This is a genomic window from Pseudomonas taetrolens, assembly GCF_900475285.1.
In the GTDB taxonomy this organism is placed as follows: Bacteria; Pseudomonadota; Gammaproteobacteria; order Pseudomonadales; family Pseudomonadaceae; genus Aquipseudomonas; species Aquipseudomonas taetrolens.
The window spans coordinates 4609915-4625971 of the sequence record NZ_LS483370.1 but is presented as its reverse complement, the minus strand read 5'-3'; the positions used below and the strand labels follow the sequence as shown (position 1 = coordinate 4625971).

At 58.9% G+C, this 16057-nt stretch carries 16 protein-coding genes and 1 tRNA gene; 8 read left to right on the top strand and 9 right to left on the bottom strand.

Annotated features, from left to right (window positions below; translation table 11 throughout):
- Positions 1 to 7 precede the first annotated feature (7 nt).
- Positions 8 to 1567 (top strand): MFS transporter, encoded by a 1560-nt coding sequence (locus tag DQN55_RS21265; RefSeq protein WP_048383908.1) that lies wholly within the window; start codon positions 8 to 10, stop codon positions 1565 to 1567.
- Between the two features lie 125 nt (positions 1568 to 1692).
- Here DQN55_RS21265 and DQN55_RS21260 read toward each other — a convergent pair.
- The 3 genes from DQN55_RS21260 to DQN55_RS21250 form a co-directional block, all read right to left on the bottom strand.
- A tRNA-Thr gene (locus DQN55_RS21260) sits at positions 1693 to 1768 on the bottom strand.
- Between the two features lie 84 nt (positions 1769 to 1852).
- Positions 1853 to 3286, bottom strand: a complete 1434-nt coding sequence (locus tag DQN55_RS21255) for a heavy metal sensor histidine kinase (RefSeq protein ID WP_231995631.1) — start codon at positions 3284 to 3286, stop codon at positions 1853 to 1855.
- Entirely contained in the window at positions 3279 to 3953 is a 675-nt protein-coding gene (locus DQN55_RS21250) for a heavy metal response regulator transcription factor (RefSeq protein WP_048383909.1), read from the bottom strand. Before DQN55_RS21250 ends, DQN55_RS21255 begins: the two co-directional genes overlap by 8 nt.
- Before the next feature lie 135 nt (positions 3954 to 4088).
- On the opposite strand from DQN55_RS21250, the gene DQN55_RS21245 reads away from it, so the two are divergent.
- Both DQN55_RS21245 and uraH read left to right on the top strand, forming a co-directional pair.
- Positions 4089 to 4568 carry a GlcG/HbpS family heme-binding protein gene (locus DQN55_RS21245; RefSeq protein WP_048383910.1) on the top strand — a complete coding sequence of 160 codons (480 nt, stop codon included), beginning with the start codon at positions 4089 to 4091 and terminating at the stop codon, positions 4566 to 4568.
- Between the two features lie 36 nt (positions 4569 to 4604).
- Positions 4605 to 5015 (top strand): hydroxyisourate hydrolase, encoded by a 411-nt coding sequence (gene uraH / locus DQN55_RS21240; protein ID WP_048383911.1) that lies wholly within the window; start codon positions 4605 to 4607, stop codon positions 5013 to 5015.
- Positions 5016 to 5066: 51 nt separating this feature from the next.
- On the opposite strand, the gene DQN55_RS21235 is transcribed toward uraH, so the two are convergent.
- From DQN55_RS21235 to DQN55_RS21215, 5 genes are read right to left on the bottom strand one after another with little or no spacing between them, the layout of a single operon-like run.
- Entirely contained in the window at positions 5067 to 6299 is a 1233-nt protein-coding gene (locus DQN55_RS21235) for a methyltransferase (protein ID WP_048383912.1), read from the bottom strand.
- A complete protein-coding gene (locus tag DQN55_RS21230) occupies positions 6280 to 6969 on the bottom strand; it encodes an ABC transporter permease (protein ID WP_048383914.1) in 690 nt (229 codons plus the stop codon). Before DQN55_RS21230 ends, DQN55_RS21235 begins: the two co-directional genes overlap by 20 nt.
- Positions 6969 to 7661 (bottom strand): ABC transporter permease, encoded by a 693-nt coding sequence (locus tag DQN55_RS21225; protein WP_048383916.1) that lies wholly within the window; start codon positions 7659 to 7661, stop codon positions 6969 to 6971. The genes DQN55_RS21230 and DQN55_RS21225 overlap by 1 nt, the downstream gene beginning before the upstream one ends.
- Positions 7662 to 7719: 58 nt before the next feature.
- The gene (locus tag DQN55_RS21220) at positions 7720 to 8475 is read right to left on the bottom strand and encodes an ABC transporter substrate-binding protein (RefSeq protein WP_048383918.1); all 756 of its coding nucleotides are present in this window, start codon (positions 8473 to 8475) and stop codon (positions 7720 to 7722) included.
- 13 nt (positions 8476 to 8488) lie between these two features.
- Positions 8489 to 9262, bottom strand: coding sequence for an ABC transporter ATP-binding protein (locus DQN55_RS21215; protein ID WP_048383920.1), 774 nt, complete (start codon positions 9260 to 9262; stop codon positions 8489 to 8491).
- 547 nt (positions 9263 to 9809) lie between these two features.
- Between DQN55_RS21215 and gabP the strand changes: the two genes are divergently transcribed.
- The 4 genes from gabP to gltS all read left to right on the top strand — a co-directional run bounded on the left by gabP (position 9810) and on the right by gltS (position 14345).
- Positions 9810 to 11201 (top strand): GABA permease, encoded by a 1392-nt coding sequence (gene gabP, locus DQN55_RS21210; RefSeq protein WP_048383922.1) that lies wholly within the window; start codon positions 9810 to 9812, stop codon positions 11199 to 11201.
- Positions 11202 to 11393: 192 nt separating this feature from the next.
- Entirely contained in the window at positions 11394 to 12119 is a 726-nt protein-coding gene (locus tag DQN55_RS21205) for an IclR family transcriptional regulator (protein ID WP_048383924.1), read from the top strand.
- Between the two features lie 20 nt (positions 12120 to 12139).
- Complete coding sequence (hutG, locus tag DQN55_RS21200) at positions 12140 to 13078, top strand: formimidoylglutamase (RefSeq protein ID WP_048383926.1); 939 nt, start codon at positions 12140 to 12142, stop codon at positions 13076 to 13078.
- Positions 13079 to 13136: 58 nt separating this feature from the next.
- Positions 13137 to 14345, top strand: coding sequence for a sodium/glutamate symporter (gene gltS / locus DQN55_RS21195; protein ID WP_048383928.1), 1209 nt, complete (start codon positions 13137 to 13139; stop codon positions 14343 to 14345).
- Positions 14346 to 14399: 54 nt separating this feature from the next.
- On the opposite strand, the gene DQN55_RS21190 is transcribed toward gltS, so the two are convergent.
- Positions 14400 to 15434: a PDDEXK nuclease domain-containing protein gene (locus DQN55_RS21190; protein WP_048383931.1), complete on the bottom strand. Its 1035-nt coding sequence runs from the start codon at positions 15432 to 15434 to the stop codon at positions 14400 to 14402.
- A 360-nt stretch (positions 15435 to 15794) separates the two neighbouring features.
- Between DQN55_RS21190 and DQN55_RS21185 the strand changes: the two genes are divergently transcribed.
- Positions 15795 to 16049, top strand: a complete 255-nt coding sequence (locus DQN55_RS21185) for a DUF1272 domain-containing protein (protein WP_074703066.1) — start codon at positions 15795 to 15797, stop codon at positions 16047 to 16049.
- The last annotated feature ends 8 nt before the right edge of the window (positions 16050 to 16057 follow it).

The window sequence follows — 16057 nt, the reverse complement described above, 5'->3', positions numbered from 1 at the left end:
CATTCAGATGAATTCGACATGCAGCGTTCAGACGGCTCCCCCGTTACTGACGTGGGTACAGCTGTTCGCAGCGTGCCTGACAGGCATTCTTATCCCGCTTTGCTTTACCGGGCCGGCAGTTGTTCTGTCTTCAATCAGCGCTGCCATGGGTGGATCTGCTGTCGAGCTCAGTTGGGTCGTCAACGCCTATATCCTGACGTATGGCAGCGCGATGATGGCCGCCGGGAGCCTGACAGATATCTACGGACGCAAGCGCGTATGGCTGATGGGACTGGTCATATTCGTATTGTCTACCCTCGCTATTCCCTTCTCCTCCACGGTTGTGCAAATCGATATCCTGCGGCTTGTACAGGGGTTGGGCGGAGCAGCTGCTTTCGCCGGCGCCATGTCATCTCTCGCCCAGGTATTCCACGGCTCTGAACGCACCAGGGTTTTCAGTCTCCTTGGGACCACGTTCGGCATTGGATTAGCCTTCGGCCCCTTGGCTGCCGGGTTACTGGTCGACTCTGCCGGCTGGAAATGGACGTTCCACGCTACGGCATTGATAGGTGTAGTGGGCTTCGTACTCGTCTGCGTGAGCGCGACGGAGTCTAAAGACCCGGCTAACAAGGGTATGGATTGGCCCGGTGCTCTCAGCTTCACGGCCGCACTCACCTTGTTTACCTACGGCATACTCCTCGCGCCTGAAGACGGTTGGGCCAGCCCAATCGTTTTGGGCAGTGTCGTCGGCGCGATCCTGCTGTTCATGCTATTCGTTCTGATAGAGCGCCGAACCAGTAGTCCGATGCTCGACCTTTCGCTATTCAAGCAATCCAGGTTTGTTGGCGTGCAGATCCTGGCAGCAAGCCCTGCATTCTTTTTTGTCGTCCTCATCATCATGCTCCCGGCGCGATTCATCGGAGTCGAAGGGCTCAGTGCTTTGCAGACCGGACAAATGATGATCGCGCTGGCTGCACCCTTGTTGCTTGTGCCGTTTCTGGCGGCCCAGCTCGCGCGGCATTACACCTCAGGGATGCTCTCGGCGGTCGGGCTAATGCTGGTGGCAGTCGGACTGTTTTGGCTAGGTGTCGTGCTGGATGGCGGAGTCAGCAAGGCGGTAATGCCCATGGTGCTGATCGGCATCGGCATTGGCCTGCCTTGGGGTCTGATGGACGGCATGGCCGTTAGCGTGGTTGAAAAAGAACGTGCGGGCATGGCCACAGGGATTTTTAACGCCGTTCGCGTTTCCGCCGATGGCATTGCCATCGCCGTCGCCGGGGCGTTGCTGGCGACGTTCATTCAATGGGGGCTATTCGACGCCGCCACGGGTTTTGCACCGCATCAGATCATGGAAGCATCCAGCCGGGCAGCGCTCGGCGATCTGCAGAACGCCAACAGCCAACTCCCAGGGCAGTCAGAACTTTTGCGCCACGAGTACGCCAACGCGTTTCGACACCTGCTTTTCATCTTGGGTGCTGGCAGCGTACTCACGGCAGTAGCAGTGTTCGCAACACTCGGTCGAGTGAGCGCACATGACCATCAATCCGTAGAGAGGGTGAGTCCCTTGATCGCAGCCGACCGCGAGTGACCGGCACAGACGCCGTACGTTTAGCCTGATCGCTCCAGCACGGCTGCAGCAACGGTATTGGAAGGGGGGCAAGTCTTAAAACAAAAAAGGCCCACCTTGCGGTGAGCCTTTTTTGGTGTTTCGTATGGTGCCGGCACCAAGAGTCGAACTCGGGACCTACTGATTACAAGTCAGTTGCTCTACCAACTGAGCTATACCGGCGTTATGGGCGAGGAGTATACGCGGATGTTTGGGCTTGTAAACCCCTGATAACTGACTATTTTCATGATCCTGGCCGGTGTTCGCTCAAGTCTGGGTGCGAGCACTGGACTGCGCTGGCACGGTATCGACTCCGGACCTCGGAAAAGTCGGGGGATTGCGGGCAAACCCCAGCTCAAACAGTGTGCCGCTGTCATTGCTCACCACGCGTACCTGTCCGCCATGCAAGTGCATGATCGAATGCACGATCGCCAATCCCAGGCCGCCGGAGTCACCGGGTTGGGCGCGTGACGGGTCGACCCGGTAAAAGCGGTCGAACAGTTTGTCGATATGTTGCGGGTCAATCGCCGGGCCAAGGTTGTGTACCCCAATCCAGCCATATTCGGCATCGTCGTGACGCAGCAGGCGTACGGTCGAGCCGGTTTGTGCATGGCGCACGGCGTTGGCCAGCAGGTTGCCCAGCGCCCGTTGCAGCAGTTGCAGGTCGGCTGTCAGGGGGCCGCTGAGCTGATTGTACAGTCGTAACTGGCGGTCTTCGGCCAGGGCCTCGAAGTAATCACACAATCCTTCACCCACTTCTCCAAGATCCAGCACGTGCAGTTGCAAGGGGCGTTGACCGTGCTCGGCGCGGGCGAGAAACATCAGGTTTTCGGCCATGCGATTGAGGCGTTCGTACTCTTCGATATTCGAGGCCAGCACTTCCTGGTATTCGGCCGCGCTGCGTGACTGGTTCAAGGCCAGGCTGTTGCTGCCCAGCAGGTTGTGCAACGGCGTGCGGATTTCATGGGCCAGGTCGGCGGAGAACTGCGACAGCCGTGCAAAGCTGTCTTCAAGCCGTGCGAGCATGGCGTTGAGTGCCTGCACGGGTTCTTTGAGTTCGGCCGGTACGTGGTCGGCGCTCATGCGTTGGTCGAGGCTGCGCGGGTCGATACCGGCCATGGCCCGGGCCAGGTCACGCAGAGGCGTGAGACCGCGACGCAACAGCAGCAGGCCAAGGCCGAAAGCCATCAATGCACCGAATCCCACAGCGCCATACAAACGGATGCGATAGCTGGCGAGCATTTGCTCACGCTCATCAAGACGCTTGCCCACCGTGACGCTCAAGGTTTCCCCTGCCGGGCCTTGCGCCATACCTGCCAGCAGCACTGTCGCGCCTACCGTTTTGATATCGGTGCGTTGTGGTGCCCGTGCTTGAGCAATCGGTGGTACGTCCGGCAAGGCTTGTTGGTGCGGATTAATCGCAATCAACGGGCTGCCGTCCTCACGCTTGACCAGCAACACGCTGTCCAGGTTGCCCAGCATGTTTTGATACAACCGTGGGCGTTCTTGCAGGGCTTCGAGGCTGTCGCTGTCATGCAACAGGGCGCGTACCTGCTCAAGGCGCCCCAGCAGAGCCTGATCGTCACGCCATGCCAGTTCGGAGGCCAATGAGCGATACAGAAACACCCCGATCAGACTCATCACCAATGCGCAGGTCAAAGCAATTGCCAGCGCCAGGCGCCAGGCAATGGACTTACTCATCGGGTGCTTCCAGCTGATACCCGACGCCGCGCACGGTATGGATCAGTTTGGGCATGTAGGGATCGTCGACCTTGGCGCGCAAGCGACGCACGGCGACTTCGACCATATTGGTGTCGCTGTCGAAATTGAGGTTCCAGACCTGGGACGCGATCAAGGTGCGCGACAAGACTTCGCCTTGACGGCTGGCCAGCAGTTGCAGAAGCGAAAATTCTTTGTTGGTCAGGCTGATGCGTTGCCCGCCCCGGCTGACGCGGCGGCGCAGCACGTCGATTTCAAGGTCGGCGATGGCATACGACTCGGCCTCGCGCATGGGGCCACGGCGCAGCAAGGTGCGTACCCGGGCGAGCAACTCGGCAAAGGCAAAGGGCTTGAGCAGATAATCGTCGGCGCCCAGTTCAAGGCCGCGCACGCGGTCTTCGATAGCGTCCTTGGCGGTCAAAAACAGTACGGGCGTGGCGCCGCGTTGGCGAATCAATTGCAATAGTTGCCAGCCATTGAGCCCCGGCAGCATCACGTCGAGGATGATCAGGTCGTATTCCTGCTGCTCGACAAAGTAACGGCCGTCCAGCCCGTTCAGTGCCACATCCACCGCAAAGCCTGATTCTTGAAGGCCTTTGGCCAGGAAATCTGCCGTCTTGGCTTCATCTTCAACCACTAACAAACGCATCGCACACCTCGATCAATCGTTAGCACAGGCTAGGCGCCTTCGGGGGCGTTGCCTATTACAAACTTGTAATGCAACTGACGGGGTTCTGACGGAGGTCGTTGGTTAAGGTGGGCTCATTCCTACAGGAGCTAGCCCATGATGCTGAAAACCTTGTTGTTGTGGACTGCCGTAGGTGTTGCCGGCACCGCCCTGGCAGCACCGAATCTGGCGCGTCATGCCGACCTGGATCTGGCCATCGCCCGCCAACTGGCTGACGCCACGCTCATGCATTGCACCGGCGCGCTGAGCGTGCTCGATCGCGGTGGCAATGTGCTGATAGCGATGCGCCCGGAGGGTGTTGGCCCGCACAACCTGCTGGCCAGCCAACGCAAAGCCTATACCGCGCTTTCGACCAAAACCCCGACCCGTTTGTTTGCCGAACGTGCGCGAGCCAATGCTGAAGCGAACAACCTCAATTCCATCGCTGAGTTGTTGCTGCTGGGCGGTGGTGTGCCGTTGTTTGCCGAGGGTGAACTGGTCGGCGCGATGGGGGGGGCGGGTGCTGGAGGGGCTGAGCAAGACGAAGCCTGCGCGCTAAAAGCGGCGAAACAGATCGGCCTGACCATTCAACGCTGAGTTGATTGTTTTTTAACCATGACTAAAGGATGACCGATGAAAGCTTTGCAAATGACGGTGCTGGCTATGAGCCTGAGCGCCTTGTCGAGCCTGACACTGGGGGCTGGCAACCCTTTGAGCGTGCATGTACTCAACCTGGAAAACGGTCTGCCATCACCGGGCGTCAATGTCACGCTGGAAAAGCATGTGGGTCAAGACTGGCAACCGCTGGCGCAGGGCGTGACCAATGAACAGGGGCGTATCGGCGAACTGTTTCCGGCGAGGCAAACCTTTGAGGCGGGTCAGTATCGGGTGGTGTTTAAAACCGGTGAATACTTCAAGAGCGCTGGCCGCGAGACGTTCTTCCCGGAAATACCGGTGATTTTTGAAGTGAAAAACGCCGGTCAGCACTACCACATTCCGCTGCTGCTCAGCCCTTACGGCTTCTCGACGTATCGCGGGTCGTAGAGCGCTCCCTCACCCGGATCGATAAGACCCGGGTGAGAATGGTTGTTCAAGTTATCCACAACGCTGCGCGATCAACATCAGATTGCGCGGCGTCAGATGGCTGTCGCAGAACTCGCCAATCTCAACCTCATAGCCGTTCTCCACCATAAACAGCGCCCGATCCAGAACCAGCCACAGTTCCAGCGGGCGACGGAAAAGGCCGCGTACCAGCTCCAGATTGCGCACCTGGGCCAGGCGCGCCCAACCTGCCGCTTCTAGGACGGGCCAGTCTTCAGCGCCGGTTGTGGATAAGTTCTTCAGCGCTGCCAGGTCTTCACAGTACTCGGCAAACGGCTTGTTCAGCCAGGCGCCGGGCAGCGAGGGTGTGGATAAGTACTCATCGCACTGACGGCGCTGGCGTTGCCACACATCAAAGCCCAGCCGCCGCGCCATCGATTCGTCGCGCTGGCGCCGCACGCGGCTGCCAGCGGTCACGGTTTCACTCATGGGCAGGCTCAGGTCTTCCTGCGACAGCTGCAAGCCTGATGCTGTGGCGGCTGTGGATAACGCCTGATAGTGCGACGCACTGATACGGTTGTAGCAGCAGGGCGATATGGCAAGTTGTGCACAGCCTGCTGCGCTTGCCAGTTGCAGCAGACGGACATGCAAATCGCCGCAGGCATGCAGCGCCACTGGTGTCATCCGGGGTGTGAGGTGCAAGGCTGCTTCGGGGGCGAGCACATTCTGCTGAACATGACGGGCCGGCAAGTGATGGCGCTGGCTGAGACCCTGGCCGGATTCGATCAGTGCCGGGTCATATTCCAGGCACGTCAGTTGCTGCCCGGCGCTCAGCAGCCGACGCCCCAAATGGCCTTTGCCCGAACACCAGTCCAGCCAGTGGGCAGGTGCTTGCTTGAAGGTCAGGCTTTGGGCAAAGGCTTCAATCTGTTGCCATTTTCGGCCCGGCACGTCCACCTGCAAGCGCTGGTTAGCGGGCGCAAGCACCTGTGTCGCCAGCCGGTCAACCGAACTCAGGGTGCAGGAAGTGGTGGCCAGTTCGGGGAATGGCGCAGGGGCGGGCACGTGCTGGGGATGGTTGTGGCTGGTTTCGGCGTCTTGCAGCGAACGCTGGCGCAACCACTGCGCCAGTTCGGGGTGCTGCGCTTCCCACGGCACATTCAGATGAGTGAAGGGCCGTGGGCGCCACAGGTGCTGGTGTTCATGCAGAAAGGCGTCCAGTGCCTGGAAGCGGGCGAGCAGAGCCTCGCCACGCAGCACGTGAGGTTTAGCGCCCTTGGCAGGCATCGACGCGCAACCAGCGCTCCAGCAGTTTGAAGCCCTGAATCAGTACGAATGACATCACCAGGTAGATCATCCCGGCGGTCAGGAACATGTCCACCGTCAGGTAGTTGCGGGCAATGATGGTGCGGGTCATGCCGGTCAGTTCCAGCAAGGTCACGGTACTCGCCAGCGAGCTGGCCTTGAGCATCAGGATCACTTCGTTGCTGTAGGCCGGCAGGCCGATGCGCGTGGCACGTGGCATGACGATGTGCACCAGGGTTTTGAAGCGAGACATGCCCAGGGCACGTGCGGCTTCGATTTCACCCGGTGGGATGGCTTGGATTGCGCCGCGCAGAATCTCGGCAATATAGGCCGCCGTGTGCAGGGTCATGGTGATGATGGCGCACCAGAACGGGCTGCGCAGATAAGGCCACAATACGCTTTCACGCACCATGTCGAATTGCGCCAGGCCGTAATACACCAGGAACAGCTGAATCAGCAGGGGCGTGCCCCGGAAGAAAAAGATGTAGGCATAAGGCAGTGCACGCACGTACCACAGCCTGGACGAACGGGCGATGCCCAGCGGAATCGCCACAATCAGACCGGCGAGAACCGAGATGGCCGTCAGCTCCAGCGTCAGGGTCGCGCCCTGAATCAGCTTGGGCATCCACTTGAGGATGATTTCCCACTCCATTACGTCCTCCTCACAAAGCCGCGCGCAGCGCGTTTTTCAAGCACGTGCATCGTGCCCATGGCCAATACGGTCAGGCCCAGGTACATCACGGCGGCCACCATGTAGAAGGTGAAAGGGTGTTTGGCGAAGGTCACGGCGTTCTGGGCCTGGCGCATGATTTCTTCCAGACCGATCACCGATACCAGCGCGGTGTCTTTCATCAGGATCATGAACAGGTTGCCCAGGCCGGGCAGGGCGATGCGCCACATTTGCGGCAGGATCAGTTTGCTGAAGATCCGTGGCTTGGACATGCCCAGGGCCATGCCCGCTTCGCGGTGACCTTTGGGAATGGCCAGAATGGCACCGCGAAACACTTCGGTCGCATAGGCACCAAAACACAGCCCCAGCGCGATCACACCCGCCGCGAAAGCGCTGAGGGTGAGTTCGGGCATGCCGATGGCTTCGCCGATGGCACGGACCAGGTTCACGCTGCCGAAGTAAATCAGCAGCACCCAGAGCAGCTCGGGTACACCGCGAACCAGTGTTGAATAAGTACCGCCCAGCCACCTTAAAGGTTTGAGGGGGGAGGTTTTGGCCAATGCACCGAGCAACCCGAGCACCAGGCCAAGACACAGCGCAGTCAGTGCCAGTTTGACGGTCATCAGCGCCCCGGCGGCAAGCGCCGGGCCGAATCCGTATAAATCGATAGTCATGGGGTAGGCAGGCTTTGCTAGGGACCGGCGCAACCCTGGGGCGCGCCGGTCAGGCAGGTCAGTAGATGCTGAACGGGAAATACTTGTCGTTGATCTTCTTGTACGTGCCGTCTTCAACGATTTGCTTGAGGGCCAGGTTCAGCTTGGCGCGCAGTTCGTTGTCGCCTTTACGCAGTGCGATCCCCACCTTGTCATCTTCGTTGACGGGCTCGCCTTTGAATTCGTAAGGCTGGCCAGCCGGGCTTTTCAGCCAATCAAAGTTGGCGTACTTGTCAGCCAGCAGTGCATCGACACGGCCGGATGTCAGATCGAGGTAGGCGTTTTCCTGGGTGTCATACAAGGAGACGGTCGCGTCCGTGCCCAGGTTGTCTTCCAGCCAGGTTGCGGCCTGGGTAGAACGCTGTGTGCCCAGGGCCTTGCCTTTGAGCGACTCGAGGTCGGTTTTGAAATCGACGTTTTTCGGTGCGATGAACTGCTGCTTGTTGGAGTAGTACGGGTCGGTAAAGTCGACGGCTTGCTTGCGTTCGTCAGTGATCGACAAGGACGACACAATGAAGTCGTACTTCTTGGCGTTCAGCGCCGGGATGATGCCATCCCAGTCCGAGGTCACGATTTCGCACTCGGCTTTCATTTTGGCGCACAGGGCCATGGCGATATCCGGGTCGAAACCGACCACCTCGCCGCTGGCGTTCTTGTTATTGAACGGTGGGTAAGCGCCTTCAATCCCGACTTTGTACTTATCAACAGCCAAGGCGTTGGCACTGAACACCAGCGAGGCGGCAGCGGCCAGGAGAAGCTTTTTATAGTTCTGCATTCGGGTTGCTCCGTTAGCGATTGCTGGACATGAATTGTTTGCAGCGCGCCGAAACCGGGTTATCGAAAACCTGTTCAGGCGACCCTTGCTCTTCGATCAGGCCTTGATGCAAAAACACTACTTCGGTGGACACTTGACGAGCAAAGCTCATCTCATGGGTGACCAACAGCATAGTGCGACCTTCGTCGGCGAGTGCGCGGATCACACTAAGTACTTCTTGAACCATTTCTGGGTCAAGTGCTGATGTCGGCTCATCGAACAGAATCACTTTGGGCTGCATGGCCAGCGTACGGGCAATGGCGGCACGCTGTTGCTGTCCGCCGGACAGTTCGGACGGATAGGCATGACGTTTGTCAGCGATACCAACCTTGGCCAGCAATGCTTCTGCCACCACGATGGCTTCAGCCTTGCTCTGGCCCAGTACCCGACGCGGCGCCTCGATCACGTTGTCGAGGATGGTCATGTGCGGCCACAGGTTAAAGTTTTGAAACACGAACCCCAGTTCGCTGCGCATGCGATTGATCTGTTTGCCATCGGCAGCGACCAGTTCACCATTTTTGGCTTTTTTGAGCTTGAGCTCTTCCCCGGCGACCAGGATCTGGCCCTCGTGCGGGTTTTCCAGCAGGTTGATACAGCGCAGCAGGGTGGACTTGCCGGAACCGGAAGAACCCAGGATCGAGATCACGTCGCCGTCGCGTGCGGTCAGCGAGATACCTTTAAGTACCTCAAGCTCGCCGTAGCGTTTGTGCAAGTTGCGGATTTCAAGCGCGGGCGTGGCCAAAGCCATGTGCGGTCCTCATTGTGTTCGGTGCGATCCTGCTGTTGGGCTGCCTTCCTGGCGATGGCCAAGCTAGCATAGGGTCGCAATGGCAACCAGCCGCCTCAACGGGGCAAAAGGCAGGAGGGTGGTCGTTTGTCGCATCGTTACAGCAGACTGTCGCGCCGACAACAACCGACCCCGTGTTTTGCCGTTTGGCCAGACAGGTGTCGCGTAAAAAAGGTCGCGATGTTGCCAGCTTTGGCCCGGTGTTGGAAGCGCGAACCTACTAAAGGTTGTAGATGTGCACTGCTTTTGCGCCATATGAGCAAAATTGGGTATTTTTAGTGCGCAGCACTACACGTAACTGAGTGTTACGGTAACGGATTGGCAAAAAGCCATGGCACTCAATGGCTTGCAAAACGGGTAGTAGTCCTTTGCAGCCCGCGCAAACCGTAGGGCGTGAGTTTTCTGGCGCACTTATTGCGTAAATAATTCGAAACGCCCCGTTGGTTACTTTTTACGAGAAGGTAATCAGGCGGCGCTCGGAATGGCTTTCACTGCAAAGGTAGTCCCAATGAGCAATACGCAAACCTCTAACGGCCTGGAGCAAGGGCTCAAGCCACGGCATGTCACCATGCTGTCGATTGCCGGGGTCATCGGTGCCGGTTTGTTCGTCGGTTCTGGACACGCGATTGCGCAAGCGGGCCCCGCTGTACTGCTGGCTTATGCTGCTGCAGGCACGCTGGTGGTGCTGGTCATGCGCATGCTGGCCGAAATGGCCGTTGCTTCACCAGACACCGGTTCGTTTTCGACGTATGCCGACCGTGCCATCGGCCACTGGGCCGGCTTCACCATTGGCTGGCTGTACTGGTGGTTCTGGGTACTGGTCATTCCACTGGAAGCCGTCGCGGCTGCCAGCATCCTGCATGCCTGGTTCCCGGGTACGGCGATCTGGGTCTTCACTCTGGTCATTACCTTGTTGCTGACCGCCACCAACCTGTTCAGCGTCAAGAACTACGGCGAGTTCGAGTTCTGGTTTGCGCTGGTCAAGGTGCTGGCGATTATTGGCTTCATCGTGCTGGGCGTCCTGGCAGTGATGGGCCTGCTGCCCACCAGCGAAGTCAGCGGCGTGTCGCACCTGGTCGATACCATCGGCTTTATGCCCAACGGCATGGGCGCGGTACTGGCGGCGATGCTGACCACCATGTTCTCGTTTATGGGCACTGAAATCGTCACCATCGCGGCGGCGGAGTCCAAAGACCCAAGCAAACAAATCACCAAGGCCACCAACTCGGTGATCTGGCGGATTGGCTTGTTCTACCTGGTGTCGATCTTCTTGGTGGTGGCCCTGGTGCCATGGAACGACCCGAGCCTGACCCAAGTGGGTTCTTATCAGACGGTGCTTGAGCGCATGGGTATTCCAAACGCCAAGTTGATCGTCGACATCGTGGTGTTGATCGCGGTCACCAGCTGCCTCAACTCGGCGCTCTACACCTCGTCGCGGATGCTGTTCTCCTTGAGCAAGCGCGGTGACGCACCGGCGGCCGCCAAGCGCACCAACGCCAGCGGCACGCCTTACTGGGCGGTGATGATGTCCACCGGCGCTGCCTTTTTGGCCGTGTTCGCCAACTATGTGGCGCCGGCGGCAGTGTTCCAGTTCTTGCTGGCCAGTTCCGGCGCCATTGCCCTGCTGGTGTACCTGGTGATTGCCGTCTCGCAACTGCGCATGCGTCAAAAGCGTGTGGCCCAGGGCGAGAAAATAGCCTTCAAAATGTGGTTGTTCCCGGGCCTGACCTGGGCGGTGATTGTGTTCATCGTGGCCATTTTGACGCTTATGCTGTTCCAGGAAGCGCACCGAGTGGAAATCATGGCCACCGGCTTGCTGAGCGCACTGGTGGTAGCGGCGGGTCTGCTGGTGGCACGTCGTCGACGTATTGAGAAACTGGGGGCAACGGTACTTAGCTGAGGCCAGGAAGGCGCACACGGTTAAGGCCATACTCGAGCCGTCATCCTTAGGGATGGCGGTTTTTTTTGCCTTTGAAACCAGTTATCGACGACCGCTGATCACTATTTCGCCAATAATTCTCAGTGAGTGAGAATCCAATTTCAGTTAATGGGAAACTCCGTGCACCCTGCAGGCAACAGCTAGGGGCCGATAATGAACTACAACACGCCAACTGATCGCTTGCTGCAAATCCTCGTCACCCTCGGACAATCCGGTGAGGCGATCTCTGCGAAAGAGCTCTCTGAGCAACTGGCACAGCCGCTCAGCAGCACCTATCGCCACCTCAAGACCCTGTTGCGTTGGGGCCTCGCTGAAGAGAACGGCCAAGGTCGCTATTTGCCGGGGCCTGCCTGTTTGCAGCTGGCGAAAAAATTCGACCGTGAAGCGGTACTGGTCACGCTGGCCAAGCCAGAGCTCAAGCGCCTGGCCGAGCAAAGTCAGGAAAGCGTGGCGCTGATGGTGCCGAGCAATGGCCAGGCAATTTGTATCGAGCTGGTCGACAGCCCGCAACCCTTGCGCTGCTGCTATCAGAAAGGTCTGGCTCAGCCGTTGCTGGTCGGTGCATCGGCACGGGTGTTGCTGGCGCATATGGATGAGGCTCAGAGCCTGTCCTTGCTCAAGGATCAGGGCGTCGAAGCCGAACAGTGCGCGCAGTACCAGCGCAGCTTTGTCGAAATTCGCCAACAGGGTTACGCCGTGAGCCTGAGCGAGATTGACGACGGCATTTGGGGCGTCAGCGCACCCTTGATCGACAGTCGTAATCGTCTGCAAGGCGCTATCAGCCTCATGGCCCCGGCTTTCCGTGCGCAACAGCGCAGCGAGCGCCTGATCCGCTGGACACAGGACGTAGCGCTGCGCCTGAGCGCCCGGCTCGACTGAATTAGATTGGAGCTTCAACCATGACTGTAATGTCTGACATGTCACTCTGGACAGGTCGCATCGATGCGGGCGAAGGGCAGGGCGCGTTGCGCTGGCACCAGTGGGTCAAGCCCTTGGCGGCCGACCAGCCCGCAGGCACCGTGCTGATCGGCCTGGCCAGTGATGAAGGGGTTAAACGCAACCAGGGCCGCACCGGTGCCCGCCAAGGCCCGTCGGCACTGCGCAAGGCGCTGGCCAACCTGGCATGGCACGGTCACACCGCGTTGTATGACGCGGGCGATGTGGCTTGCGTGGGCAGCGACCTTGAAGGCGCACAACAACGCTACGCACACCAGGTCAGCCAGGTGCTTGATCAAGGGCACTTGCCGCTGGGCCTGGGCGGTGGCCACGAAATCGCATTTGCCAGTTTTAGCGGTCTGGCTGACCACTTGCGTCGCCAAACGCCACGCCCGCGCATCGGTATTCTCAATTTCGATGCGCACTTTGATTTGCGCCACGCCGAGCAAAGCAGTTCCGGCACGCCTTTTCGTCAGATCGCCGAATACTGCCAGCGCGCAGACATGCCGTTCGCCTATTGCTGCCTGGGTGTGAGCCAGTTGAACAACACCCAGGCGCTGTTCGAGCAGGCCGGGCGACTGAACGTGAGCTATCGCCTCGATCGGGACATGAACAGCTGGAACATGTCCGCGATAGAAGCGTACCTGGACACCTTTTTGCGTGACATCGATCACCTGTACCTGACGCTTTGTCTCGATGTTCTGCCCGCCAGTCAGGCACCCGGGGTAAGTGCGCCGTCTGCCCACGGGGTGGACATGCAGATCGTTGAGCACCTGGTGCGCCGCGCCAAGGCCAGCGGCAAATTGCGTATGGCAGACATTGCCGAGCTCAATCCGAGCCTGGATATCGATAACCGGACCGCCCGCATTGGCGCGCGCTTGCTTGCCAGTCTGATGGATTAAGTTTTTCCGGACCTCCCTGAAACCGCTTGTTGAATCATAAGAAAAAGAGAAATTCGCCATGCTGACATTCGAACTGGATGCACTGAGCACCCTCGCTCTCGCGTTGCTCCTGCTGGGCCTGGGCGCCCAGTTAAAAAAACACAGCTACTGGTTGCGCCAGCTTTGCGTGCCGGCCCCCGTGATTGGTGGTTTCGGATTCGCACTGTTGATCTGGTTGCTGCGTGATCAGCAACTGCTCAACCTGACCCTCGACACCAGCCTGCAAGTGCCACTGATGGTGGCGTTTTTCACCACGGTGGGTCTGGGAGGCAGCCTTGGGCTGTTGCGCAAAGGCGGCAAGCTGCTGTTTATCTACCTTGGGGCCTGCTGGGGCCTGGCGTTGCTGCAAAACGTAGTAGGTGTCAGCGTGGCCAAAATGTTGGGTATTGACCCTTTGCTGGGGATCATGGCGGGGGCGGTATCGCTTGAAGGTGGCTTCGGTGCGGCGGCTGCGTTTGGTCCCATCGCTGAAAACCTGGGGGCGGTAGGAGCAACCACCGCCGCACTGGCCTCGGCCACGTTCGGGATGGTTGCGGGCGGTCTGCTGGGCAGCCCTTTGGCCCGCTGGTTGATCGAGCGCAACAAACTCAAGGTTCAGGCCGATGATGCCGGCAGCCTGAAAGCCTTTGAGCACACAGAGCAGACCACGCCCACCGCCCTGGATGCACCGACGCTGCTGCGTCTGCTGACCTGCATCGTGGTGATCATGGTGCTGGGCTTCTGGCTTGGTGGCAGCCTGCAACAGCATTTGGGCATTGTGCTGCCCAGCTATGTAGGTGCGATGTTCGTGGCGATTATCTTGCGCAACCTCAACGACCGGACGCAGGTGCTCGACGTTCCGGACCATGCCGTCAGCACGATTGGTGATGTAAGTCTGGGCATGTTCCTGACCATGGCCATGATGAGCCTGAAATTCTGGGAACTGGAAAAGCTCGGGTTGCCGCTGCTGGTGATTTTGGTGGTGCAAGTGGTGATCATGATCCTGCTGTGTATTTTCGTGCTGTTCCGCGCCTTCGGCCGCAACTACGATGCCGCGGTACTGTGTGCAGGGTTCATGGGGCACGGGCTGGGTGCAACCCCGAATGCCGTGGCCAACATGGGCGCCATCTGCGATCACTACAAAGTCTTCTCGTACAAAGCGTTCATCATCGTGCCGTTGTGCGGTGCCGTACTGATCGACATCGTGGCAATCCCGTTGATCACCTGGTTTATCAACGCTTTCAGCTAAGGCGCCGCACTGCCGGGCCGGGCGACCTTGCGAGGCAAGCCCGGCCCGGGACAGTCAGCGAATGCGGGCTTCGACCAGCGCCTGCTCGCGGTCGAGCTCGGCGCGCAGCTCATCCTCGGTGGGCAGAACGAGGGTGTACTTGCTGGCGAACAATTGCTCATTGCCGTGCAGCACTGAATAGCGCACCACCGAGGCATCCTTTTGTGCGCACAGGATGATGCCGACGGTGGGGCTGTCTTCGGGGCCGCGTTTGAGAACGTCGTAGAGACGCACGTACATGTCCATTTGGCCAATGTCCTGATGGGTCAGCTCGCCGCGCTTCAGGTCGAAAATCACAAAGCACTTGAGCAGGTAGTTGTAGAACACCAGATCAACGTAGAAGTCTTTGCTTTCTGTGCTGATGCGTTGCTGACGGGCAACGAACGCAAAGCCTTTGCCCAGCTCCAGCAAGAACCCTTGCAAGTGGTCGATCAGCGCTTGTTCCAGTCCCGTCTCGAACAGCCCGGCTACCGTGGGCATGCCCAGGAACTCCAGCAGCACCGGGTCACGTACGAACTCACGTGGACTTCTGTTCAGCGGCTCCAGATTGACACTCGCCTCCTGCTTGATCGCCGGGCGGTCCTGACTGACCAGAAGACGTTCGTAATACAGCGTGCCGATTTGCCGTTCCAGCGCCCGTGTTGACCAATTGAGTGTCGCGCACTCATCCATATACCACTGGCGTGCTTGAGGGTTGTCGACTCGCAGCAACGTACGGTAATGGGTCCAGCTCAATTCGGTACGCACTGCGTTCCAAATCGGGAAGGTTTGATAAAAGCTACGCATGTGCCGCAGGTTGCGCTCATCAAAGCCCTTACCGAACTCTGCCGTCAGTGCTTTGGCCAGGGTCGGGAGCAACTGCTTGCCATAGGCGGCCCGTGCGGCACCTGCCTGCTCGTACTCGATGATGTGTCGCCCCATGTTCCAGCAGGTTTGTACCTGCAGCGTATCGACAGCGCGCAGGGCTTTGTGCCGGGCCTGGCGGATCAGTTCGCTCAGGGTGCTCAACAGTGGTGAAAGAGAGGAGTCCTGGAGGGTTGGCCGGGTCATGGTGCCTTCTGTTTAAGGTTGGGAAGGTCACCGAGGATGTCAGCAAGAAGGCACTGGCTGGGCTGGTATTGGCGTGGGAAATCTCAGCTCTGATACCAGTAAAGTGGCTGTCTTCAAGAAAGATCACAGCTATGTAAATCGGTGCATATTGATCTGGGCTTGTAAGAGCTGGCCAATAACGATCAAGGCCGGAATACATTGCTGCGCTTTAGCAACCAATGACCCCGCTCACCTGCGCCCCCGGCACAGAAAGTGCAACAACGCTGCTGGGTTCGGCTACAAATAAACAGCCTGCTTCGCTTCATTTCCGGCACAGGCTATCTACCCTGTGCTTGTCCCGATTTTTCAAAAGGTGCCGCGATGCTCGAATTACGCCCCAATTGTGAATGCTGCGATTGTGACTTGCCGCCGGAATCGCCTCTGGCGCGGATTTGCTCATTCGAGTGCACTTTTTGCGCGTCGTGCTCGGAGCAGAAACTGGGTGGTTTGTGCCCTAACTGCGGAGGAGAGCTGATGGTGCGGCCGCGCAGGCCAGGCAACAAGCTGGCCGACAATCCGCCCTCGACCGTTCGGGTGAACAAGCCTCAAGGCTGCTCCACGGGCCGGGAAGGCTGATGTTCAAC